At 66.5% G+C, this 21,549-nt stretch carries 20 protein-coding genes, 1 other RNA gene and 1 pseudogene; 11 read left to right on the forward strand and 11 right to left on the reverse strand.

The features are described 5' to 3' along the window. Positions 1 to 8: 8 nt before the first annotated feature. The 4 genes from EO136_RS10705 to EO136_RS10720 are packed head-to-tail and all read left to right on the forward strand — an operon-like array spanning position 9 to position 4,776. Positions 9 to 1,274 carry a CpaE/TadZ family protein gene (locus EO136_RS10705; protein WP_127144406.1) on the forward strand — a complete coding sequence of 422 codons (1,266 nt, stop codon included), beginning with the start codon at positions 9 to 11 and terminating at the stop codon, positions 1,272 to 1,274. A gap of 33 nt (positions 1,275 to 1,307) precedes the next feature. Then, a complete protein-coding gene (locus tag EO136_RS10710; RefSeq protein ID WP_127144407.1) occupies positions 1,308 to 2,789 on the forward strand; it encodes a TadA family conjugal transfer-associated ATPase in 1,482 nt (493 codons plus the stop codon). Positions 2,790 to 2,792: 3 nt separating this feature from the next. Further along, positions 2,793 to 3,770 (forward strand): type II secretion system F family protein, encoded by a 978-nt coding sequence (locus EO136_RS10715; protein WP_127144408.1) that lies wholly within the window; start codon positions 2,793 to 2,795, stop codon positions 3,768 to 3,770. Between the two features lie 13 nt (positions 3,771 to 3,783). After that, the gene (locus EO136_RS10720) at positions 3,784 to 4,776 is read left to right on the forward strand and encodes a type II secretion system F family protein (protein ID WP_127144409.1); all 993 of its coding nucleotides are present in this window, start codon (positions 3,784 to 3,786) and stop codon (positions 4,774 to 4,776) included. Here the strand turns inward: EO136_RS10720 and EO136_RS19110 are convergent. Beyond that, positions 4,757 to 4,909 (reverse strand): annotated as a pseudogene (locus EO136_RS19110) (hypothetical protein); the annotation flags it as partial. The gene EO136_RS10720 and the pseudogene EO136_RS19110 overlap by 20 nt on opposite strands. Between EO136_RS19110 and dapD the strand changes: the two are divergent. From dapD to EO136_RS10740, 4 genes are read left to right on the forward strand one after another with little or no spacing between them, the layout of a single operon-like run. Continuing rightward, positions 4,894 to 5,739, forward strand: coding sequence for a 2,3,4,5-tetrahydropyridine-2,6-dicarboxylate N-succinyltransferase (gene dapD, locus EO136_RS10725; protein ID WP_127144410.1), 846 nt, complete (start codon positions 4,894 to 4,896; stop codon positions 5,737 to 5,739). The pseudogene EO136_RS19110 and the gene dapD sit on opposite strands and share 16 nt — an antisense overlap. Positions 5,740 to 5,742: 3 nt before the next feature. After that, on the forward strand, positions 5,743 to 6,912 hold the full coding sequence (dapE, locus tag EO136_RS10730; protein WP_127144411.1) for a succinyl-diaminopimelate desuccinylase: 1,170 nt from the start codon (positions 5,743 to 5,745) through the stop codon (positions 6,910 to 6,912). After that, positions 6,909 to 7,445: a hypothetical protein gene (locus tag EO136_RS10735; RefSeq protein WP_127144412.1), complete on the forward strand. Its 537-nt coding sequence runs from the start codon at positions 6,909 to 6,911 to the stop codon at positions 7,443 to 7,445. The genes dapE and EO136_RS10735 overlap by 4 nt, the downstream gene beginning before the upstream one ends. 25 nt (positions 7,446 to 7,470) lie before the next feature. Then, positions 7,471 to 8,046, forward strand: a complete 576-nt coding sequence (locus EO136_RS10740; protein ID WP_127144413.1) for a hypothetical protein — start codon at positions 7,471 to 7,473, stop codon at positions 8,044 to 8,046. A 66-nt stretch (positions 8,047 to 8,112) separates the two neighbouring features. Here the strand turns inward: EO136_RS10740 and truA are convergent, their stop codons facing one another. From truA to def, 3 genes are read right to left on the reverse strand one after another with little or no spacing between them, the layout of a single operon-like run. Continuing rightward, on the reverse strand, positions 8,113 to 8,856 hold the full coding sequence (truA, locus tag EO136_RS10745; RefSeq protein ID WP_127144414.1) for a tRNA pseudouridine(38-40) synthase TruA: 744 nt from the start codon (positions 8,854 to 8,856) through the stop codon (positions 8,113 to 8,115). 2 nt (positions 8,857 to 8,858) lie between these two features. Next, positions 8,859 to 9,785: a methionyl-tRNA formyltransferase gene (gene fmt / locus EO136_RS10750; protein ID WP_127144415.1), complete on the reverse strand. Its 927-nt coding sequence runs from the start codon at positions 9,783 to 9,785 to the stop codon at positions 8,859 to 8,861. Positions 9,786 to 9,823: 38 nt separating this feature from the next. Beyond that, entirely contained in the window at positions 9,824 to 10,339 is a 516-nt protein-coding gene (gene def / locus EO136_RS10755; protein WP_127144416.1) for a peptide deformylase, read from the reverse strand. Between the two features lie 106 nt (positions 10,340 to 10,445). On the opposite strand from def, the gene EO136_RS10760 reads away from it, so the two are divergent. Further along, the gene (locus EO136_RS10760; RefSeq protein ID WP_127144417.1) at positions 10,446 to 11,588 is read left to right on the forward strand and encodes a DNA recombination protein RmuC; all 1,143 of its coding nucleotides are present in this window, start codon (positions 10,446 to 10,448) and stop codon (positions 11,586 to 11,588) included. Positions 11,589 to 11,601: 13 nt separating this feature from the next. Here the strand turns inward: EO136_RS10760 and EO136_RS10765 are convergent, their stop codons facing one another. The 6 genes from EO136_RS10765 to EO136_RS10790 form a co-directional block, all read right to left on the reverse strand. Further along, positions 11,602 to 13,998, reverse strand: a complete 2,397-nt coding sequence (locus EO136_RS10765; protein ID WP_127144418.1) for an EAL domain-containing protein — start codon at positions 13,996 to 13,998, stop codon at positions 11,602 to 11,604. A gap of 108 nt (positions 13,999 to 14,106) precedes the next feature. Then, positions 14,107 to 14,709: a recombination mediator RecR gene (recR, locus tag EO136_RS10770; protein WP_127144419.1), complete on the reverse strand. Its 603-nt coding sequence runs from the start codon at positions 14,707 to 14,709 to the stop codon at positions 14,107 to 14,109. A 90-nt stretch (positions 14,710 to 14,799) separates the two neighbouring features. Further along, the gene (locus EO136_RS10775; RefSeq protein ID WP_127144420.1) at positions 14,800 to 15,123 is read right to left on the reverse strand and encodes a YbaB/EbfC family nucleoid-associated protein; all 324 of its coding nucleotides are present in this window, start codon (positions 15,121 to 15,123) and stop codon (positions 14,800 to 14,802) included. Then, entirely contained in the window at positions 15,123 to 16,847 is a 1,725-nt protein-coding gene (locus EO136_RS10780; RefSeq protein WP_206513311.1) for a DNA polymerase III subunit gamma/tau, read from the reverse strand. Before EO136_RS10780 ends, EO136_RS10775 begins: the two co-directional genes overlap by 1 nt. A 79-nt stretch (positions 16,848 to 16,926) precedes the next feature. Beyond that, positions 16,927 to 17,021, reverse strand: an RNA gene (gene ffs / locus EO136_RS10785) — signal recognition particle sRNA small type. Positions 17,022 to 17,067: 46 nt separating this feature from the next. Next, positions 17,068 to 17,907 (reverse strand): prephenate dehydratase, encoded by an 840-nt coding sequence (locus EO136_RS10790; RefSeq protein ID WP_127144422.1) that lies wholly within the window; start codon positions 17,905 to 17,907, stop codon positions 17,068 to 17,070. A gap of 313 nt (positions 17,908 to 18,220) precedes the next feature. Between EO136_RS10790 and EO136_RS10795 the strand changes: the two genes are divergently transcribed. Together EO136_RS10795 and EO136_RS10800 are read left to right on the forward strand one after the other, a co-directional pair. Beyond that, positions 18,221 to 19,057, forward strand: a complete 837-nt coding sequence (locus EO136_RS10795) for a c-type cytochrome (protein WP_127144423.1) — start codon at positions 18,221 to 18,223, stop codon at positions 19,055 to 19,057. An 88-nt stretch (positions 19,058 to 19,145) separates the two neighbouring features. After that, positions 19,146 to 20,090 (forward strand): 2-hydroxyacid dehydrogenase, encoded by a 945-nt coding sequence (locus EO136_RS10800; protein ID WP_127144424.1) that lies wholly within the window; start codon positions 19,146 to 19,148, stop codon positions 20,088 to 20,090. On the opposite strand, the gene EO136_RS10805 is transcribed toward EO136_RS10800, so the two are convergent. Next, the gene (locus EO136_RS10805; protein ID WP_484237552.1) at positions 20,091 to 21,458 is read right to left on the reverse strand and encodes a leucyl aminopeptidase family protein; all 1,368 of its coding nucleotides are present in this window, start codon (positions 21,456 to 21,458) and stop codon (positions 20,091 to 20,093) included. Between the last annotated feature and the right edge of the window lie 91 nt (positions 21,459 to 21,549).

Consider the following 21,549-nt stretch of genomic DNA (forward strand, 5'->3'; position numbering starts at 1 on the left):
GAAAAGACATGGACTCTCCCGACCATACGATCCATGAGCCCTCCGGGGACGTCCCCTCGGGCGCCCGGCTGGTGCCTCGGATCACGATCCAGGCCTTCTGCGAACAGTCCCAGACCGCCCAGATCATCGAGGATGCCGCCCATGACCGGCGGATGTCCAAGGTCGCGCTGACCACCCATAATGGCGGGCTGGGCGCGGCGGTGGAGACCTACAAGACCAATCCCACGCCCAATCTCGTGATCGTCGAGACCACGCTGGGCGCCGAGGAAGTGCTCGACGCGCTGAGCCGGCTGGCCGAAGTGTGCGACCCGACAACGCGCGTGGTGGTCATCGGGCACGTCAACGACGTGGTGCTCTATCGCGACCTGTTGCGCGCCGGGGTCTCCGAATATCTCGTGATGCCGACCACGACGCCCACCATCATCGAGGCGATTTCCGACCTGTTCGCCGCAGAAGGCGCCGCCCCGATCGGGCGCACGATCGGGTTCGTTTCGGCCAAGGGCGGCACGGGCGCCTCCACCATCGCCCACAACACCGCCTGGGCCATGGCCCGAGCCCTGCGCCAGGACGTGCTCATCCTCGATCTCGACCTGCCGTTTGGAACCGCGGGGCTCGATTTCAACCAGGATCCGCCCCAGGGGATCGCCGACGCGGTGTTCGCCCAGGACAAGATCGACGCGGTGATGATCGACCGGCTGATGAGCAAGGCCGCCAACCACGTCAACCTTTTGGCGGCCCCGGCGATGCTGGACCGCAATTACGACCTGAGCGACGACAGCTTCGAGCAGATCGTGGAGCTCAGCCAGCAGCAGGTGCCCATGGTGGTGCTCGACATCCCGCATATGTGGACCGGCTGGGTGCGCCGCACGCTGACCGCGCTCGACGAGGTGGTGATCGTGGCCGAGCCCGATCTGGCCAATCTGCGCAATGCCAAGAACCTTGCAGACGCGCTCAGGGCGGCGCGGCCCTCCGATGCCGATCCCATCGTCCTGATCAACAAGACCGGCATGCCCAAGCGGCCCGAAATCCCGCCCGAGGAATTCGCCACCTCGATCGGGTGCCGGCTGGCCGGAACCATTCCCTTCGATCCGGGCCTGTTCGGTACCGCGGCCAATAACGGGCAGATGATCGCGGAGGTCTCGGCAAGCCACCGGACCAACGAGGTGTTCAAGTCGATTGCCATGCAGGTCACCGGACGCAGCCTGCCCCGGGACGGGGGCCGGGCCTCGGCGCTCGGGCTCTCGGGACTGTTCAAGAAGCGCAAGCGCGCCTAGCGCCCACACCAGACGGCTCAAAAAGGACCACAGATGTTCGGCAAGCGGACCAGCTTCGGGGGAAACAGCCAGACCGGCACACAGGCGCGTCCGGTCCCGCCCGTCCAGCCACGCCCCGATCCCGCACGACAGGACAAGGGCGCATCCGGGTCCTCATCGGCGTCCCGGAGCGGCCGCGAGGATGTGATCGACGTGCAGGCGGCCCAGGCCACCGCGCGCGACAATTCCTATTTCCAGACCAAATCCTCGATCTTCAGCGCGCTGATCGATTCGATCGATCTCTCCCAGCTCGCCACGATGGACCAGGATTCGGCACGCGAGGAAATCCGCGACATCGTCGCCGAGATCATCGCGCTCAAGAATTTCGTGATGTCGATCTCCGAGCAGGAGGATCTGCTCGACGACATTTGCAACGACGTGCTGGGCTACGGGCCGCTCGAGCCGTTGCTGGCGCGCGACGACATCGCCGACATCATGGTGAACGGGTCCCAGCGCTGCTACATCGAAGTGGCGGGCCGGGTGAAGCTGACCAATGTGCGCTTCCGCGACGACGCGCACCTGATGAACGTATGCCAGCGCATCGTCTCCCAGGTGGGACGGCGAGTGGACGAATCCTCGCCCATCTGCGACGCGCGCCTCCCCGACGGCAGCCGCGTGAACGTCATCGCCCCGCCGCTGGCGATCGACGGGCCCACGCTCACCATCCGCAAGTTCAAGAAGGACAAGCTGACCCTGCCCCAGCTCGTGCGCTATGGCTCGATCTCCGAGGAGGGGGCCGAGGTGCTGCGCATTCTGGGGCGCGTGCGGGCCAATGTCCTGATCTCGGGCGGCACGGGCTCGGGCAAGACGACGCTGCTCAACTGCCTGACCGCGTTCATCGAAAAGGACGAGCGGGTCATCACCTGCGAGGATTCGGCCGAGCTCCAGCTCCAGCAGCCCCATGTGGTGCGGCTGGAGACCCGTCCGCCCAACCTCGAGGGCGAGGGCGAGATCACCATGCGCGAGCTGGTGCGCAACTGCCTGCGCATGCGGCCCGAGCGCATCATCGTGGGCGAGGTGCGCGGCCCGGAGGCCTTCGACCTTCTCCAGGCGATGAACACGGGCCATGACGGCTCGATGGGCACGCTGCACGCCAACTCCCCGCGCGAAGCGCTATCGCGGCTGGAATCGATGATCACCATGGGCGGGTTCTCCCTGCCCTCGCGCACGATCCGGGAAATGATCGTCTCCTCGATCGACGTGATCGTGCAGGCGGCGCGCCTGCGCGACGGCTCGCGCCGGATCACCCACATTTCCGAAGTGCTGGGCATGGAGGGCGACGTGATCGTCACCCAGGACGTGTTCCTTTACGACGTGATGGGCGAGGATTCGGGCGGAAACCTTCTGGGCCGGCACCGCTCGACCGGCATCACCAAGCCGCACTTCACCGAAAAGGCGCGCTATTACAACGAGGAAGCGGCGCTGGTGCAGGCCCTCGAAGCATCCAACATCGAACATCACGAGGCGATCCGCTAGACGATGAGCCCCCTTGTCCTCGCCATCCTCGTCATCATCTGCGTGGGCGCCCTGGGGGCCGCGCTCGTGCCCTCGATCGTGGGCGGCGGGCGCGCGGAAAAGCGCTTCAAGGCGCTGCAGGGCGACCAGCAGGTGCGGCGGGTCGACCAGGCGGCGAGCCGGAGCCGGGATTCGCGCCGCCGGGTGGTCCAGGATGCGCTCAAGACCCAATCGGCTGCGCTGAACGCCAAGCGGGCGAAAAAGACCCTGCGCCTGCGGCTCTTTCAGGCCGGGATAAAGACGCCCCCCCGCATCTGGGTGCGCAATTGCGCGATCCTGGGGGGCGTGTTGTTTCTGGTGTTCGTCGTCTTGCAGATGCACGTCGTCTTTGCGGCGGTCTTTGCCCTGGCGGGCGCCTATGTGGTGCCCAACATCTTCATCGGGAACCGGCGCAAGGCATTCCAGAGCGCCTATCTCGATGAATTGCCCAATGCGGTCGAGGCCATCGTGCGCGGGGTGCGCTCGGGTCTGCCGCTCAACGATTCCATCCGGCTGGTCTCCAAGGAGGTCAAGGAGCCGGTCCGGTCCGAATTCGTGCGCGTGCTCGAGCAGCAGTCGATCGGCAAGTCGATGACCGAGGCGGTAGAGGTGCTCTATGAGCGCGTGCCGCTGGCGGAAGTGAACTTCTTTATCGTCGTGATCACCGTCCAGCAGCAGGCGGGCGGAAACCTCTCGGAAGCGCTGGGCAACCTCGCGAGGGTGCTGCGCAACCGCAAGAAGATGAAGGCCAAGGTCAAGGCGATGAGCGCCGAAGCCAAGGCCTCGGCCATGATCATCGGCGCGCTGCCCCTGTTTGTCATCGGGGCGGTTTCGGTGGTGAGCCCGCGCTATCTCGAGCCGCTGGTGACCACCAGCCCCGGCGTCATCGCACTGGTCAGCGCGTTCGTCATGCTGCTCACGGGCAGCTTCGTGATGTATCGCATGATCCAGTTCGACTATTGAGGAGCCCACGGCCTTGAGTCTTGTGGACCGCATTGCCCAGATCGACTTCCTGATCGCGGTGCTCGCCGCGATTTCAGCGGCTGCGATCGTGTTCACCTTCGGCGCGCACATGGCCGAAAGGATCGAGCGCAAGGGCCGCATGCGCAAGGTCGCGCTCGAGCGCGAGAACCTGCGCACCCAGGAGATGAGCCGGCTGCGCGCCAGTGCCCAAGCCAAGAGCGGGGAGCGCGATCGCAGCCCCATCCGTGGCACGGGGACCAAATCCTACATGAAATCGGTGGTCGAGCGCTTCTCGCTGCAAAAGGCGTTCGTGGATTCCAACACCGTCGAGAAGCTGGCGCGGGCCGGCTTGCGCGGCCAGGGGCCGCTCACCACGTTCCTGTTTTTCCGCTTTGCGAGCCCGATCGCGCTCTTTTTGCTCGCGGCGCTCTATCTCGTTGTTCTGGCGCCCGATGGGCGGCCGCTCTATCTCAACGTCGCCTATTCGGTGGGTATCGGCATTCTGGGCGCCTACCTGCCGCTGCTGATGCTCAAGAACAGTACCCTCAAGCGCCAGAAATCGATCCGCGATGCCTGGTCGGACGCGCTCGACCTGATGCTCCTGTGCGTGGAGGCGGGCATGTCGATCGAGCACGCGATCAAGCGCGTGGCGCGCGAGATCGGGGTGGAAAGCCCCGCGCTGGCCGAAGAACTGACCCTGACCACCGCCGAATTGTCATTTCTCGAGGATCGCACCCGGGCCTTCGAGAATCTGGGGCGGCGCACGGGGCTCGACGTGGTGCGCTCGGTGATGACCGCGCTGGTGCAGGCGGACCGCTACGGCACGTCCGTGGGCCAGGCGCTGCGGGTGATGGCCGAGGAGGGCCGCGAGGCGCGCATGATGGAGGCCGAAAAGAAAGCCGCCGCCCTGCCGCCCAAGATGACCGTGCCGCTGATCGTCTTTTTCCTGCCGGTGCTCTTTATCGTCATCATGGCGCCAGCGATCATCACCGCAACCTCGCTCTAAGGGCCTCCGGGCGCCGGGCAAAGCATTGGATTTCGGGTTCCGTAGCCCCATGGCTTGGGCTATGGTCCGCCCCAAATCCGACCCATTGCGCCACCAGCAGACGAGGACCGCACTGCCATGCCCACGAGCGATCTTGCCACGACCATCGACCAGGCTTTCGAAACCCGTGAGCAGGTGTCCTACGATACGCGTGGCGAGGTCCGCGAGGCGGTCGAAGACGCGCTCGAACTGCTCGATTCGGGCAAGGCCCGGGTGGCCGAGAAGGCCGAAGACGGAACCTGGAAGGTCAACCAGTGGCTGAAAAAGGCCGTGCTGCTCTCGTTCCGGCTCAACGACATGCAAGCCATTCCCGGAGGACCGGGGGGCGCGCACTGGTGGGACAAGGTGCCCTCGAAATTCGCCAATTGGGGCGAAGCCGAATTCCGCGCCGCCGGCTTTCGGGCCGTGCCCGGTGCCATCGTCCGGCACTCGGCGTTCATCGGGCGCAACGCGATCCTGATGCCCAGCTTCGTCAATCTGGGGGCCTATGTGGACGAGAGCGTGATGGTGGACACCTGGGCCACCGTCGGCTCGTGCGCCCAGATCGGCAAGAACGTCCACCTTTCGGGCGGCGTGGGGATCGGGGGGGTGCTCGAGCCGCTGCAGGCGGGCCCGGTGATCATCGAGGATCACTGCTTTATCGGGGCGCGGTCCGAGATCGTGGAAGGGGTGACCGTGGGCGAAGGCTCGGTGATCTCGATGGGGGTCTTTATCGGCCAGTCCACCAAGATCGTGGACCGCACCACCGGCGAAGTGTTCCGGGGCCATGTGCCCCCCTATTCGGTGGTGGTTTCGGGCTCGCTGCCCGGCAAGCCCCTGCCCGACGGCACGCCCGGCCCCAATCTCTATTGCGCGGTCATCGTCAAGCGCGTGGACGCCCAGACCCGGTCCAAGACCTCGATCAACGATCTCTTGCGCGACTGAGCCATGACCAGCCCGGAGTTGAGCCTGCTTGCCGAATTGATCGGGCGCCCCTCGGTGACCCCCGAGGAGGCGGGTGCGCTCGACGTGCTCGAGGCGTTCCTTTCGCCGCTGGGCTTTGCCTGCACGCGCATGGCGTTCGAGGGCGACGGCTCCTATCGGGTGGACAACCTGTTTGCGACCCGCACCGGATCCCGGCCCGGCCCGCGCCTGTTGTTTGCCGGGCACACCGACGTGGTGCCGCCCGGCGACGAGGCGGCATGGACCCATGGCCCGTTTTCCGCCGAGATCGTCGAGGGCGTGATGTGGGGGCGCGGGGCAACGGATATGAAGAGCGGGGTCGCCGCGTTCTGCGCGGCGCTCGCGCGGCTCAAGGCCGAGGGCGGGCTCGAGGCCGGCACGATTTCGCTGGCGATCACCAATGACGAGGAAGCGGACGCGGTCAACGGCACCGACAAGCTGATGGCCTGGGCGCACGAGAAGGGCCACCGGTTCGACTTCGCGATTGTGGGCGAGCCCTCCTCGTTCGAGAGCTTCGGGGATTCGATCAAGATCGGGCGGCGGGGCTCGCTTTCGGGCCGGATCACCGTCATCGGCCGGCAGGGCCATTCGGCCTATCCCGAGCGTGCCGCCAATCCCATGCCTGTACTCGCCGCCATTGCCACTGCGCTGGACGCGCCCTACGATCAGGGCACCGCGCATTTCCAGCCCACCAATCTGGAGGTGACCTCGATCGATACGGGCAATCCCGCCTCAAACGTCATACCCGCCAGGGGCACGCTGCGCTTCAATGTGCGCTTCAACGACAACTGGACCGGGGAAACGCTGACATCGGAGATCAAGGCACGGGTTGCGGGTGCCACGGCTCCGGGCACGCGCGCCGAGGTCGAGGTGTTCAACCCGGTCTCGCGGTGTTTCATCAGCGAGCCCGAGGGACATGTGGCGCGGCTGTGCGACACCATGGAGCGGGTCAACGGGGTGCGCCCCAAGCTCTCGACCGGCGGGGGCACCTCGGATGCGCGCTATATCGCGGCCTATTGCCCGGTGGTGGAATGCGGGCTGATCGGGGCGTCCATGCACCAGGTCGACGAGCGGGTGCCCATGGCCGATGTCGAGCGCCTGACCGGGCTGTATGCGGAAATCATCGGTGATTTCCTGAGCGGAGAACGGGCATGACGGTTGGGGAAACGATCAAGGAAGGGGCCTCGGGCTGGTCGGCGATCCTTTCGCGCCGGCCCGATTGGGAGCACCGGTTCGAGATGGATGCGCGCGGACTCAATTTCGGCTTCGTGGCCTATGCGCTGTGCGCCGCGTTCGCGATCCTGTGCCTTTTCGCGCGATTCGGCATGCCCGTGCCGATGGTGACGCTGACGCTGGTCGCGGGCTACTGCCTGCCGGTGCTGGGGCTGATCTTTTCGACCAGCCTTGCCAAGCGGATCATGGGATTTCCCGGCCCGGTGGTCCATTTCTACGTGCCGGGCCTCCTTATGCTCGCGCTCTTTGCCGCGCTGGGTGGGATCACGCTTCTGCTCGGCATCCAGCTCTGGGGCGCGGTCGTGACGCTGACAGCGTTCATGACCTTCCGTCTGGCACGCGCCGCCGGGCCCATGGATTTCCTGCCCGCCCTGGGGTTCGCGCTGGCGAACTTTGTTGCGGGACTGCCGCTCGCCCTCTACATGATGGGGGGACGGTTCGCCGTCTTTGCCTAGCCACCGCCATCCGCGAGAGCCACGCGTGTCCGACCAGCCCATCAGCATGATCCAAGAAGCCCGATACGCCATCACAGGCAGCATCCGCATGCTGGCCGGGCGGGCCGATGCCGCGAGCTATTTCGCCTCGGATCTGCGCGGGCTGGTCTCGAGCTTCATCGCGCTGCTCGTTGCGGTCGGGGTCACCCTCGCGCTGTCGGCGGCCACCCCGGCGCCCGAAGAGGGCGCACTTTCGAGCTTTACCGTGCTGTTCACCAACGTGGTGCTCTATGCGCTGCTCGTGGCGGCGACCTGGATCACGCTGCGGCTGATGGGCAAGCTGGACCGGTTCATCGCCTATCTGACCGCCGACAACTGGGTCAACGCGGTGATCTCTCTGGCGCTGGCCTTTCTGGGGCCGCTGATCGGGGGCAGCGAAGTGGTTCTGTTCGCGGCGCTGATCGTGGGGCTGATCGCGCGCATCAACATCGCCCGGCTGGTGGTGGGCCTCAGGCTCGGCGGCATCGTGGCGCTGATGATCGGGCAGGCCATCGGCATGATGGTGGGGCTGGTGGTGATCGGGGCAATGCTGGCGCCAATGATCGACACGACGGCGCTTTAAAGCTCAAAGACTTGGAGCTCCGGTTCTGATTCAGTCAGGACTGGATATGCTGAAAGGTTCAGGGCCTCAGGCTGGATAGTCCACCGACACCAGATAGAGCCCGGCGGCCGGCGCGAGCGCCCCGCAACGCGCGCGATCCTGCGCATCGAGCGCGGCGCGCATCTCGGGAACCGGCCATTTGCCCTCCCCAACCAGCCTGAGCGAGCCCACCAGCGAGCGGACCTGATGGTGCAGGAACGAACGCGCCGAGGCGCGGACGATCACATGATCGCCCGCGCGGTCCACGTCGAGCCGGTCGAGCGACCGGATGGGTGAATTGGCCTGACAGGCCGCCGCCCGGAAGGTGGTAAAATCGTGCCGGCCCAGAATGGTCTGGGCGGCCTCGTGCATGGCCACCGCGTCGAGCGGGATCTGGACGTGCCAGACCCGGTTCGCCTCGAGCGCGGGGCGGGCCCGGCGGTTGAGGATGCGGTATTGGTAATGCCTCGCCGTGGCCGAGAAGCGCGCCTCGAAGGTATCGGGCACCTGGGCGCATTCGAGAACGGCGATGGCGTGGGGCCGCAGATGATGGTTGAGCGCTTCGCGGACCCGGAAGGGCTTCCACTGGCCGGAAAGATCGAAATGGGCGACCTGTCCCAAGGCATGGACGCCCGCATCGGTGCGCCCGGCGGTCTGGGTGCGGGCCTCTTCGCCCGAAAACCGGGTGATCGCGGTCTCGAGCGCTTCCTGCACCGACATGCCCTGGGCCTGACGCTGCCAGCCGACAAGGCCGGTGCCGTCATATTCGATGGTGACCCGGTAGCGCGCCATGGTCAGCCCACGCGCTGGCCGACGAGATCTCCGGCTCCGCGCAGGAAGGCCTCGCCATCCATGGGCCCCCGGCCCTCGCGCTGGACGCGGGTGAGCCGGACGGCGCCCTCTCCGCAGGCGATGGTGAGCCCTTCGAAAACCGTGCCGGGGGCGCCCGCGCCGTCTGCCGGCACCGAGGCGAGCGCCTTGACCCGCATGGGCTTTGCCCCCTCGCGCGCGATCTCGAACCAGGCGCCGGGAAAGGGTGAAAGCCCGCGGATGTGGTTGTGGACCTCGGCGGCGGGACGGGAGAAATCGATCCTTGTTTCGGCCTTGTCGATCTTGGTCGCGTAAGTGACGCCCTCTTCGGGCTGGGCTGTGAAATCGAGGGCATCGCGGTCGAGCGCGGCGAGCGCGCGGGCCATCAGATCGGCGCCGCGCCGCATCATCTCGTCGTGCAGCTCGCCCGCGGTCATGGTCGGGCCGATGGGGATTTCTTCCACGAGGCCCACCGGGCCGGTGTCGAGCCCCTCTTCCATCTTCATCACCGAGACCGCGGTGCGCGCGTCTCCGGCCATGATCGCCCGCTGGATGGGCGCGGCGCCGCGCCAGCGCGGCAGGAGCGAGCCGTGAAGGTTGAGGCAGCCGAGCGTCGGCGCTTCGAGCAGCGCGGGGGGCAGAATAAGGCCATAGGCGACGACCACGGCCACATCGGCCCCGAGCGCGGAAAAGGTCGTCACGTCGGCGGGATCGCGGAAATTGCGCGGGGTGAAGACGGGCACCCCAAACCCTTCGGCTGCCTCGTGGACCGGGGATTTGCGCTCGGACTGCCCCCGGCCCGCCGGGCGGGGCGCGCGGGTATAGCACGCGACGACGTCATGGCCGCGCATGACCAGTTCAGTGAGCGTGGGCGTGGCGAAGTCCGGCGTGCCCATGAAGACGACGCGCATGGGGTGTCCTTTCCGGCCGGCGGGATCGGGGAGCGGGATCAGCCCGTGCGCCGGGCCGCCTTCTGAAACTTCTTGATGACCCGGTCGCGCTTGAGCCGCGAGAGGTAGTCGATATAGAGCACCCCGTCGAGGTGGTCGATCTCGTGCTGCATGCACACCGCAAGCCGGCCGGTCGCCTGGCGCGTCACCTCCTCGCCCTTTGGCGTCCAGTAGCGCACGGTGACCCCGTCGGGGCGCTCGACCTCGTGGTAGAGATCGGGGATCGACAGGCACCCCTCTTCGCTGACCTCGGTCTCGTCGCTGATCGCAACGATCTCGGGGTTGATCATGGCGATGCGCCCGGAATCGGGGTTCTCGTCATCGGCGAGATCGATCACCACCACGCGCTGCATCACCCCGATCTGGGGGCCGGCAAGCCCGATGCCGGGCGCTTCGTACATGGTGTCGAACATGTCCTCGACGGTCCGGGCGAGGTCGTCGTCGAACGCGGTCACCGGTTCGGCCACCTGACGCAGGCGCTGATCGGGCAATACGAGGATGGGTCGGACGGTCATCGGCGGGCCTTTTGCGGGGAAATTCGATCATTCGCTTAGTGCAGTTGCACCCGGGCGGTCAAGCAGAGCCCATATGGGAGGCCGCGAATCAGATAACAAGAACATTATGGAAACGGTGCTCTTTGAGATTGGCGGACAGCCTGTCCCGGTTTTTCTGGCGCTGGCCGGCGGGCTAGGGCTGGCGATCGTTCTGCTCGTCGTGCTGCTTGCGCTCCAGATGCGCGCCAACGGGCGGCTGGCGCGCGAGAGGGCAGAGGAAGGCCGGCGGGGCACGGACCTCGAGCGGCATCTGGCCGACATGATGCGGGTGCAGTCGGAAATGACCGGCCGCATGCAGACCATGAGCGAGATCTTCGGCTCGCGCACCTCCGACCTTGCCCGGGTCTTGACCGAGCGCATCGAGGCCTCGAGCCACCGGGTCAACCGCTCGATGACCGAGAGCCGGGAAAAGACCGAGGAGACGCTCTCGAAACTCCACGAGCGGCTGGCGGTGATCGACCGGGCGCAGTCCAACATCACCCAGCTTTCAGGCGAGATCGTCTCGCTGCAGTCGATCCTGTCCAACAAGCAGCAGCGCGGGGCATTCGGACAGGGGCGCATGGAGGCGATCATCGCCGATGGGCTGGCCCAGGGCGCCTACAGCTTCCAGGCGACGCTTTCGAACAACACGCAGCCCGACGCCCTGATCTTCATGCCCAACGACGCGCCGGCGCTGGTGGTGGACGCCAAATTCCCGCTCGAGGGCTGGCAGCGGCTGGGCGCCGCCGAAGGCCCCGAGGCCCTGCGCGCGGCGATGGCGGCGTTCCGGGGTGACTTCACGACCCATATCAAGGCGATCGCGGACAAATACCTGATCCCGGGAGAAACCCAGGACACGGCCTTCATGTTCGTGCCCTCGGAATCGATCTTCGCCGATCTGCACGAGCGGTTCGAGGACGTGGTCCAGCGCGCGGCGCGGGCGCGGGTGGTGATCGTCTCGCCCTCGCTCCTGATGCTCTCGATCCAGGTGATCCAGGCGCTGCTGCGCGACGTGCGTATGCGCGAGCAGGCGCATGTGATCCAGAAGGAAGTCACGGTGCTGCTCGAGGACGTCAACAGGCTGAGCGAGCGGGTCCATAAGCTCAAGACCCATTTCGGGCAGGCCAATGCCGACATCGACCAGATTCTCGTATCGACTGGCAAGGTGACACGGCGCGGGGAGCGGATCGAGGGGCTGGACTTCGAGGACCGGGCCCGGATCTCGCCTTAGGGCTCGCAAGCCATCAGGCGGTGCGCCGCGAGCGCAGGGACACCTTGTTGTCCTCGGGCTCATGGGTAAGGGCCCGATAGTCCGAGATCGGTTCGGGGCGGCCGAGCAGATAGCCCTGGGCCGCGTCGCAGACTTCGGCGATCAAAAAGGCGAGTTCGTCGTCGTTTTCCACGCCCTCGGCCAGCACCGGCAGGCCCATGCCCTTGCCCAGCCCCAGAACGGCCCGGACGATTGCGGCGGACTGGGGGTTGTCGTGCACCTGGCGCACGAAGGACTGGTCCACCTTGATCTTGTCGAAGGGAAAGGCGCGAAGATTGGCGAGCGAGGAATACCCCGTGCCGAAATCGTCCATGGCGATGCGGACGCCCAGCGCCTTGATGCGGCGCAGGGTGGACAGCGCGCGGGTCATGTTGCGAGTCAGCGCGGTTTCGGTGATCTCGATCTCGAGCCGGGCCGGATCGAGCCCGGTGGCCAGCAGCGTTTCCTCGACCAACGTGGCAAAATGGGGCGCGTGCAGTTGCACGGGCGAGACGTTGACCGCGACCGAGAGCGGGCGGTCCCAGCTTGCCGCTTCCCGGCAGGCGGTGACCAGCACCCATTCCCCGATGGCCATGATCAGCCCGCTTTCCTCGGCGAGAGGGATGAAGCGGGCCGGAGAGACCTGGCCGCGTTTGGGGTGGTTCCAGCGCACGAGCGCCTCGAACCCGGTGATCGTTCCCGACGCGAGCTCGCTCTGGGGCTGGTAGACCAGGAAGAACTCTTCGCGCGCGACGGCATGGCGCAGATCATGCTCGGTCTGGCGGCGGTCGAGCGCGATGGCCCCCATTTCGGGTTCGAAGATCCTGAAGCTGCCCGGGCCTTCGGCCTTGGCCGCATAGAGCGCGGTGTCGGCATGGGTCATGAGCGCCTGCTGGTCGGTGCCGTGCTCGGGGAAAAAGGCGATGCCGATCGAGGCGGAGGCGACCCCACTCGTTCCTGCGTCCTCATTGGCCGCGGCCAGGCCCTCGAGCACCGCGCGGGCCATTGTGGTGGCCTGGCCGGTATTCGAAACCCCGGGGACGATCACCGCGAATTCGTCGCCGCCCAGCCGCGCGGCAAAGCCGGTGCGTCCGATGGCGGTCGAGATCGCGTCGGCGACCCGCTGGAGCAGCGCATCGCCCGCGGCGTGACCGAACAGATCGTTGACGTCCTTGAAGCGGTCGAGGTCCAGGCACATGATGGCAAAGCGCCGGGGGGCGCCATCGCGCGGGGCCAGCTCGGTGTTGATCCGCGCATGAAAGCTGGTGCGGTTGGGCAGACCGGTCATGGCGTCGTGATGGGCGAGGAACCGGATGTGGCGCTCGGCCTCCTTGCGGGCCCGCAGATCGCGCAGCGCGATGGCCTGATGGGGACGCCCGGCATAGTCGACGGTGCGCAGCACCGCTTCGACCGGGATCACCTCGCCGCCGGCGGAATGGATCTCGGTCTCGATGGCCGTTTCGGGAGATTCGGTAAGCGCCAGCCAGCTCGGCTCGTCGAGGTAGTGCGAGAGGGGCTTTGTGGCCGGCTTACCTGCCGGCAGGCCGACAATGCGCCCGAACGCGGCGTTGAAGGTGACGATGGTGTCCCCGTCGCACACGATCAGCCCTTCGACCGCGGCATCGGCCAGCCCGCGCATGCGGTCGACTTCCTCAAGCGCCCTGCGGCGATCGCGAACGTTGAGATAAAGCCCGCCCAGGGCGAGCAGCAGGATGAAAATCGACGCAAAGCCGACCGCCAGCGACAATGTACTGCCGCGAAGTGCCGAGTTGGTCACGATGGCATAGCAATTCTCGAAATTGCTCGCGGCCATGGCCGTGAAATGCATGGAGCACACCGCCAGGGTAAGCAGGCCCGCGCCCGCCCAGCGGCGGACGACGCGCTTGCCGACGGCACCGATCCGCAGCGCGGCGGCGCCAAAGCCGATGCCGGTGAGGATCGAGATGGATACCAGCGTGGGGTCCCAGGCGATTTTCCCTCCGACCAGGAGGGCATTCATGCCGACAAAATGCATCGCGGAAATGCCGATGCCCACAATCGCCCCGCCCAAAAGCAGGTCCGATGGCCGGTTTCCAAGCGTCGCGACAAGCAGCCCGCCGCCGCATACGAGAATGGCAATGATCAGCGAGCCTACCGTGAGCGTGGGATCATAGCCCGCGGGAATGCCCACATCGAAAGCAAGCATGGCGATGAAATGGGTGGCCCAGACCCCAAAGCCGACCGAAACCGCTGCGACGCCGGCCCAGATAAGCCGCCATGGCCCGTCGGCGCGACGGGCGTGGGTCAGAATGGAAATGCAGGCAAAGGCGGAGAGGATGCAAATGGTGCCGGCGAGCGTCACAAAGCGCAGATCGTGATGTTCAACCAGCGTGGTCGCGATTTGCCCGATCATGGTGCCTCCCCCGGCAAGGTTCAGGGGCAATTGCTAGAAGGCAGAGGTAAACATTTTCCATCGGCGGCGACGTGGCGCGCAGCGAATGACCGTGTTGGTTAACTCATGTTAAAAGGACGTCCGCGCCTTGAGCGCCTGGCTCAGCGTGCCTTCGTCGAGATAATCGAGTTCCCCGCCCACGGGCACGCCATGGGCCAGCCGGGTGACCTTGACCCCTGAATCGGCGAGCCGGTCGGTGATGTAATGGGCCGTGGTCTGGCCCTCGACAGTCGCGTTGATGGCCAGAACGATCTCGGCGTACTCGCCGGCGCGATCCAGCAGGCTCCCGAGATTGAGATCGTCAGGGCCCACCCCGTCGAGCGGGGAGAGAACCCCGCCCAGAACATGATAGCGCACCGCGCCGACCCCGGCGCGCTCGAGCGCCCAGAGATCGGCCACGTCCTCGACCACGATCAGCATGCCCGATTCCGCGCGCCTTGGGTCCGAACAGATCCCGCACGGCGAGGCGGTATCGATATTGCCGCACGACGCGCAGACCCGGACCGCCTCGACGGCCCTGTCCAGCGCCGCCGACAGCGGGATCATGAGCTGTTCTTTTTTCTTGATCAGATGCAGGACGGCGCGGCGGCCCGAGCGCGGGCCGAGGCCCGGCAGGCGCGAGAGCAGCTGGATGAGTTGTTCGATTTCGGGTCCGCCCGACGCCTGGGCCATGAAGGCGCTCCCTTGAGCGCTTCGTCTCCGAAGCGCGACACAACAATGACCTAGAAGATCGCGTTCTGACCTGTCAGAACGAGAATTGCTCTAGAATGGCAGCTTCATGCCCGGGGGGATGGGGAGGCCGGCGGTGATCTCGCTCATCTTCTCCTGCAGGAACGCCTCGCCCTTGCTGCGGGCGTCAGCGTGGGCGGCGACCATCAAATCCTCGAGGATTTCGGCCTCCTCGGGCTTGAGCAGGCTGGGATCGATCCGAATCGAGCGCAAATCGCCCTTGGCGGTGAGCGAGACCGACACCATGCCGGCGCCGGCGCTGCCCTCAACCACGTGCTCGGCCGCTTCGGCCTGAACCTGCTGGGCGCGTTCCTGGAGTTGCTGGGCCTTCTGCATCATGCCCATGAAATCCTTCATCAGTCGTCCTCTTCCTCAAGAGAGTAATCGGGGTCTTGGTCCGTCTCGGTGTCATCGGCCGCGCTTCTGCGGACCGGGCCGGCATAGACGATTTCGCTGCCCGGGAACATCTCGAGCGCCGCCTTGACCAGCGGATCGCTCAGCGCCTGGTCCTGTTCGGTGCGCGCATCGGCCTCGCGCTGTTCGCGCAGGGTCGGGGTCTCGACCTTGCGCGCGGAGATCGTGACCATCCATGGACGACCGGTCCAGTCCTTGAGACGCCCCGAAAGCGTCGAGACGATGGCCTGATTGGCGCCCTCGACCAGCGAGATCTCGATGCGCCCGGGCTCAAAGCTCACCGGGCGGATGTCGGATTCGAGGGCGTGCTTGACGAGGATATCGCGTTTTTCTGCCGCCAGTGCCACGAGTTGCTCGTAGCTGGTGGGCATGGGCAGGGCCTGAGCCGTAGCCATGGGCGCGGAGGCCGGATGGGCGCGGGCAAGAGCCTGGCCCCCATTGCCGCCCCCACCGCCCGAGGGGCGCGGCATGTCCGGGCGCGGCGCGGCCTCGTCGGCGCCCCGTGCGGTGAGCTTTTCGATCAGATCCTCAGGCGAGGGCAGATCGGCGGCGTGGGCGAGACGCACCAGCACCATTTCGGCGGCCTGCAGGCCATTGGCGGCCTGTGCGATTTCGACAAGCCCGCGCGAGAGAATCTGCCAGGAGCGCGTGAGGATGCGAATGCCCAGCCGGCCGGCGAAATCGGCGCCGCGGGTGCGCTCGTCGGGGGTGAGCACCGGATCGTCGGCCGCGGCGGGCACGATCTTGATGCGGGTGACCAGATGGGTGAACTCGGCCAGATCGGCGATGATCGTGGTGGGATCGGCGCCGGTGTCGTAGAGATGGCGGGTGTCGCCAAGCGCGCCCGCGATATCGCCACCCATGAGCTTTTCAAACAGATCGATGACCCGGGCCCGGTCGGCCAGACCCAGCATGTCGCGGACAGCCTCGGCGGTGACCTCGCCATCGCCATGGGCAATGGCCTGGTCGGTCAGCGAGAGGCAATCGCGCACCGAGCCTTCCCCGGCGCGCACGATCATGGCGAGCGCCTCGGGCTGGGCAGCGATCGATTCGCGCTCGAGCAGGCCCGAGAGGTACTCGGTCATGGTTTCGGGCGCGATGCGGCGCAGATCGAAGCGCTGGCAGCGCGAGAGGATGGTGACCGGAACCTTGCGGATCTCGGTGGTCGCGAAGATGAACTTCACATAAGGGGGCGGTTCCTCGAGCGTCTTGAGCAGCCCGTTGAACGCTGAGGTGGAGAGCATGTGCACCTCGTCGATGATGAACACCTTGTAGGGTGCCGCCATCGGGGGGGTGCGGGTCATCGCGTTGATTTCGCGGATGGCGTCGATGCCGGTGTTGGACGCGGCGTCCATCTCCATCACGTCCACATGGGTGCCCGCGATGATCTCGGCGCAGTGGACGCCCTCGATCGAGAGATCGAGCGTGGGGTGGGCCCCGCTGTCATCGGCGTAGTTGAAGGCCCGGGCCAGAATGCGTGCCGTGGTGGTCTTGCCGACCCCGCGCACCCCGGTGAGGATGAAGGCGTGGTGGATGCGGCCCGAGCGGAACGCATTGGCCAGCGTGCGCACCATGGCGTCCTGCCCCACGAGGCTCTCAAAGCTCGCGGGCCGGTATTTGCGCGCCAGAACCTGATAGGGTGCGGCCGGGTTGTCGGGGGTTGCCATCACGCGTTGCGGACCCATCGGAACCGGTAAGGACGGCCTTTTCGGTCCCCTGCCCGAGGGACCGGCCATCACCATAAAGGCAGGAGGCTGACGACGACCCGTGCCGGACTCGTTAGGGCTGCTTCCTTCCGGACCTGACCCAGTTGGCGAGCGGTTCGTCCGCCACCAACCTCCCGGACCCTATGTGTTACATTGTGCCCGGCTTTGCAAGGGCCCCTCTTTACGTCGCGGGTCCGATCTCGGCGACCGGATAGACCCCCAGAATCCGGAAATGGTCCGAGAAAAAGCCCAGTTCCTCGAGCGCGAGGGCGACGTTGTGATCGTCTGGGTGGCCCTCGATATCGGCGTAGAACTGGGTGGCGGTGAAGCTGCCATTGACCATGTAGCTTTCGAGCTTGGTCATGTTCACCCCATTGGTGGCGAACCCGCCCATGGCCTTGTAGAGCGCGGCAGGAACGTTGCGCACACGGAAGACGAAGGTGGTCTTGATGCGCCGGCCGGCGGGCTCGGGGCGCACGGGCTCGCGCGACATCACGAGGAAGCGGGTGGTGTTGTGCTCTGCGTCCTCGATGTTCTCGGCGACGACATCCAGCCCATAGGTCCGGGCGGCGAATCGCGAGGCGATGGCCGCGATGGTGCGGTCGCCCCTTTCGGCGACCTCTCGGGCCGAGCCGGCGGTGTCCACGGCATTGATGGTGCGCAGCTTGTGGGCGGCGATGAATTTCCGGCACTGGCCGAGCGCCACCGAGAGCGACTGGACCGCCTCGATTTCCGCGAGGGTGACCCCGGGCAGGCCCAGAAGGTTCATCCGGATGGGCAGGTAATGCTCGCCGATGATGTGGAGCCCGCTTTCGGGCAGGATGTGGTGGATGTCGGTGATGCGCCCGTAAAGGGAGTTTTCCACCGGCACCACGGCAAACTCGGCGTCCCCGTCCTGGACCGCGGCGATTGTCTGCTCGAAGGTAACGCAGGGCATGGGGTCGTCCTGGGGGAACACCGCCTGTGCCGTAGCATGGCTGAACGCGCCCAGTTCTCCCTGAAAGGCGATTTTGCGACCCATTATGCTGTTCCCTGTCTGCCCGGATGGGCGCCACTAATGGCTCTGGCGCGGGTCCGAGTCAATCTGGGCGGGGCCGGGGCGCGGGGGTGGCTCCCAAGGGCGGGGCGAGGGAATTGTCGCACCCGGGTTATCGCAGTTGCGCGCGCCAAACCTTCTATTATATGGTCCGCGCGCGGCGTTGCGGGGCGAATCCGGGATATGCCGATGGACGCGGGGACGCATCCATCCGGCTTCCGATACGTTCCGGACGGTGCCGAGCAGCGATCTCACACATGCGCCGTATGCGCCCGAACGGTACGGAGAGACCGAGACTATGAATTCGTTTGAACTCAACAAGATTTTCGGCGCCATTCTCGGCGCGCTCGTGTTCGTGATGGGGATCGGCTTTCTTGCCGAGGCGATCTATCACCCCATCGAGAACCGCGGCGCGACCTATCTGCTGCCCGAACCCGAGCCCACCGAGGGCGGCGAAGTGGCGGCTGCCCCCGAGATCGAGCCGATCGCCGTGCGCATGCAGACCGCGACCGCCGAGGCCGGTGAGCAGTTGATCAACCGCTGCCAGTCATGTCACGACTATTCGCCCGCCAACACCAACCGGACGGGCCCCGGCATTTACGACATCGTCGGCCAGACGGTCGCGCACCACGAGGGCTTCAACTATTCGGACGCGCTGGTCGCGCTTCGTGACGAAGGCGCCTCATGGGATTACGAAAACATGGACGCGTTCCTCGAATCTCCACGCAATTTCGCACCGGGCACCCGCATGACCTTTGCGGGCCTGTCCAACCCCATGGACCGCGCCAATCTGATCGCGTTCCTGCGCACGCTTTCGGACGACCCGGTGCCGCTGCCCGAGGCGCCCGCTGCAGAAGCTGCCCCCGCCGAGGGCGAGGCTCCGGCTGAGGGCGAGGCTCCGGCTGAGGAAGCGGCGCCCGCCGAAGGCGAGGCCAGCGGAGACGCGGTTACCCAGACCGAAGAGCTGCCCGAGGGCACCGATGCCGCCGAGGCGATCGAAGACGACGCAGCGACCGACGCCCAGGCGACCGAAGATGCGGCCCAGGACGAGGAGGCTCCGGCGATCGAGGCTGACGAGGTCCAGCCCGAGCCCACCGAGCCCGATGCACTCGACGAAGTGGAAGCCATCGACTGACCGGCGGGCACTTTTCGCACCCGACTTTCTTTAAAGGCCGCGCCTCCGAGTGCGGCCTTTTGCATCAAGACGAATACGGAGCAATTCCATGGCGCTTCTGCTGCACCTCGCCGATGTCAACGAACACGCCTGGGCCGAGCGGTTCCGCTCGGCGCTTGGCAATTATCCCGTGCTGCTGCGCTCGGACAGCTACGACCCCGACGACATCCGCTACATCTTCGCCTGGAAGCCATCCGACGACGCGTTCGACGGGTTCAATCATCTCAAGGCGGTGCTCTCGCTGGGCGCGGGCGTGGATGCCCTGCTCCAGCACCCGCGCCTGCCCGAAGGCGTGCCCATCGTGCGGTTCGTCGATGACGAACTGACCCAGTGCATGAGCGATTACGTGATCGCCAGCGTCACCATGCACCAGCGGCTGTTCTCACGCTATGCGGCCCACCAGAAGGCGCGGATCTGGAGCCAGCTCTACCCGCCCCCGGCCACCGCGATCTCGGTGGGGATCATGGGCATGGGCCAGCTCGGCGTCGATGCGGCGCGCAAGCTGGTGATGCTGGGCTTCAAGGTCAATGGCTGGAGCCGGACCGAAAAGCACGTGGACGGGGTTACCCGCTATGCAGGCGACGAGACCTTCGATGCGTTCCTGGGCGCCACGGACATCCTCGTCAACCTGTTGCCCCTGACCGCCGACACCCGCGGGATTCTCAACTACGCAACGTTCAAGAAGCTGCGGCGCGGGACGTTGATCGGGGGGCCGGTGGTTGTCAATGCGGCCCGCGGCGGCCACCAGAAGGAAGCCGACATCATCAAGGCGCTCGAGGACGGGACGCTCTCGGCGGCAAGCCTGGATGTGTTCGAGACCGAGCCGCTGCCCAAGGACAGCCCGCTCTGGACGCTGGAGAACTGCTTTGTCACCCCCCATATCGCGGCGATCTCCTCGGAGCGGAACGGGGCGCGGTATTTCTCCCAGATGCTGCTCGACCACGAAGCGGGCAAGCCGCTGCGCAACGTGGTCGACCGCGAGCGCGGTTATTGATCAGCTGCCATAGCGCTTCCTGAACGCGCCATAGAGGGCGCGGATGGCCTGGTCGGTGCCCCCGACCGGGCGTCCCGGGCGCGCCTCGGGCGACCAGGCAAAAATATCGCCATGGGCCCAGTCGGTGCCCGGATCGACGAACCGGTTGAGAAACAGCGCGGCGGTGATCGAGCCGGCGAACGGGCCAGAGGAAATGTGGCTCAGATCGGCCACGTTCGAGCGCAGCATCCGGTCGTACCCGGCCCAGAGCGGCATGCGCCAGAGCGGATCACCGGCCTTGAGCCCTTCATCGAGAACCGTTTGCGCGAAGCCGTCGGCCCGGGCGTAGAAGGCGGGCAGCTCGGGCCCCAGCGCGGCACGGGCGGCGCCGGTCAGCGTCGCGAGGTCGATGATGAGATCGGGGCGCTCCTCATCGGCCAGGGTCAGGGCGTCAGCGAGGATCAGCCGGCCTTCGGCATCGGTGTTGCCGATCTCCACGCTCAGCCCCTTGCGCGAGGGGAGGATGTCGCCGGGGCGGAAAGCGGAGCCGGAAATGGCGTTCTCGACGATGGGCAGGAGCACGCGCAGGCGCACCGGCAGGCGGGCATCGATGATGGCGTGCGCGAGCCCGAGCACATTCGCCGCGCCGCCCATGTCCTTTTTCATCAGCGCCATGGAGGACCCCGGCTTGATGTTGAGCCCGCCGGTGTCGAACGTCACGCCCTTGCCCACCAGGGTGAGGCGGGGATGGGCCGGATCGCCCCACGACACATCCACCAGCCGGGGCGCCTCGACGCTGGCCCGGCCCACCGCATGGATCATGGGCAGGTTGGCGGCCAAGAGTGCGTCGCCGGCAATGACCGAGATGTCGGCACCACGATCCACGGCGAACTGGCGGACCCAGGCTTCGAGCGCATCGGGCCCCAGATCGTTGGCCGGGGTGTTGACGAGATCGCGTGCCATGGTGGCCGCCGCGACCTGGCGCTCGAGCTCGGCGCCATCGCAGCCCTCGGGAATCTCGGCCAGAACCGGCGGGGCGTCGGCTTTGGTGTAGCGGTCGAACCGGTAGGCGCCGAGCCGGAACCCCAGCGCGGCGATCAGCGGATCCCCGAGATCGCCCTCAAGCCGGTATTCGCCCTCGGGCAGGCTCGCCGCGGCAAGCCCGAGGAGAAGCGGCGGCCGGTCGGCATCCTTGCCCATGCCGAAGAGATAGGAGCCGATGGCGCCCTCTCCGTCCGGCACCGCCAGCAGGCGGCCCGCCTGCCCCTCGAACCGGTTGGCGCGGGCCCAAGCTGCGGCGTTGCCCTCCAGTCCGGCGGCGGCGTCTGGCGAAAGGCAGCTTATGGCGATCGGCTGGGGCACGGGGGCGAACTCCTTGCGAGCGGGGATTGATAGGGCATTCTTTCATACCCCGGAGCGGCCGACCGGCCAATCCCCGGGAGGCTTGGGCAGCGGGGCGATTAACCCGGTGTTAGGGTTA

Origin of the sequence: Pelagibacterium montanilacus (assembly GCF_003992665.1) — a bacterium.
GTDB classification, from domain to species: domain Bacteria; phylum Pseudomonadota; class Alphaproteobacteria; order Rhizobiales; family Devosiaceae; genus Pelagibacterium; species Pelagibacterium montanilacus.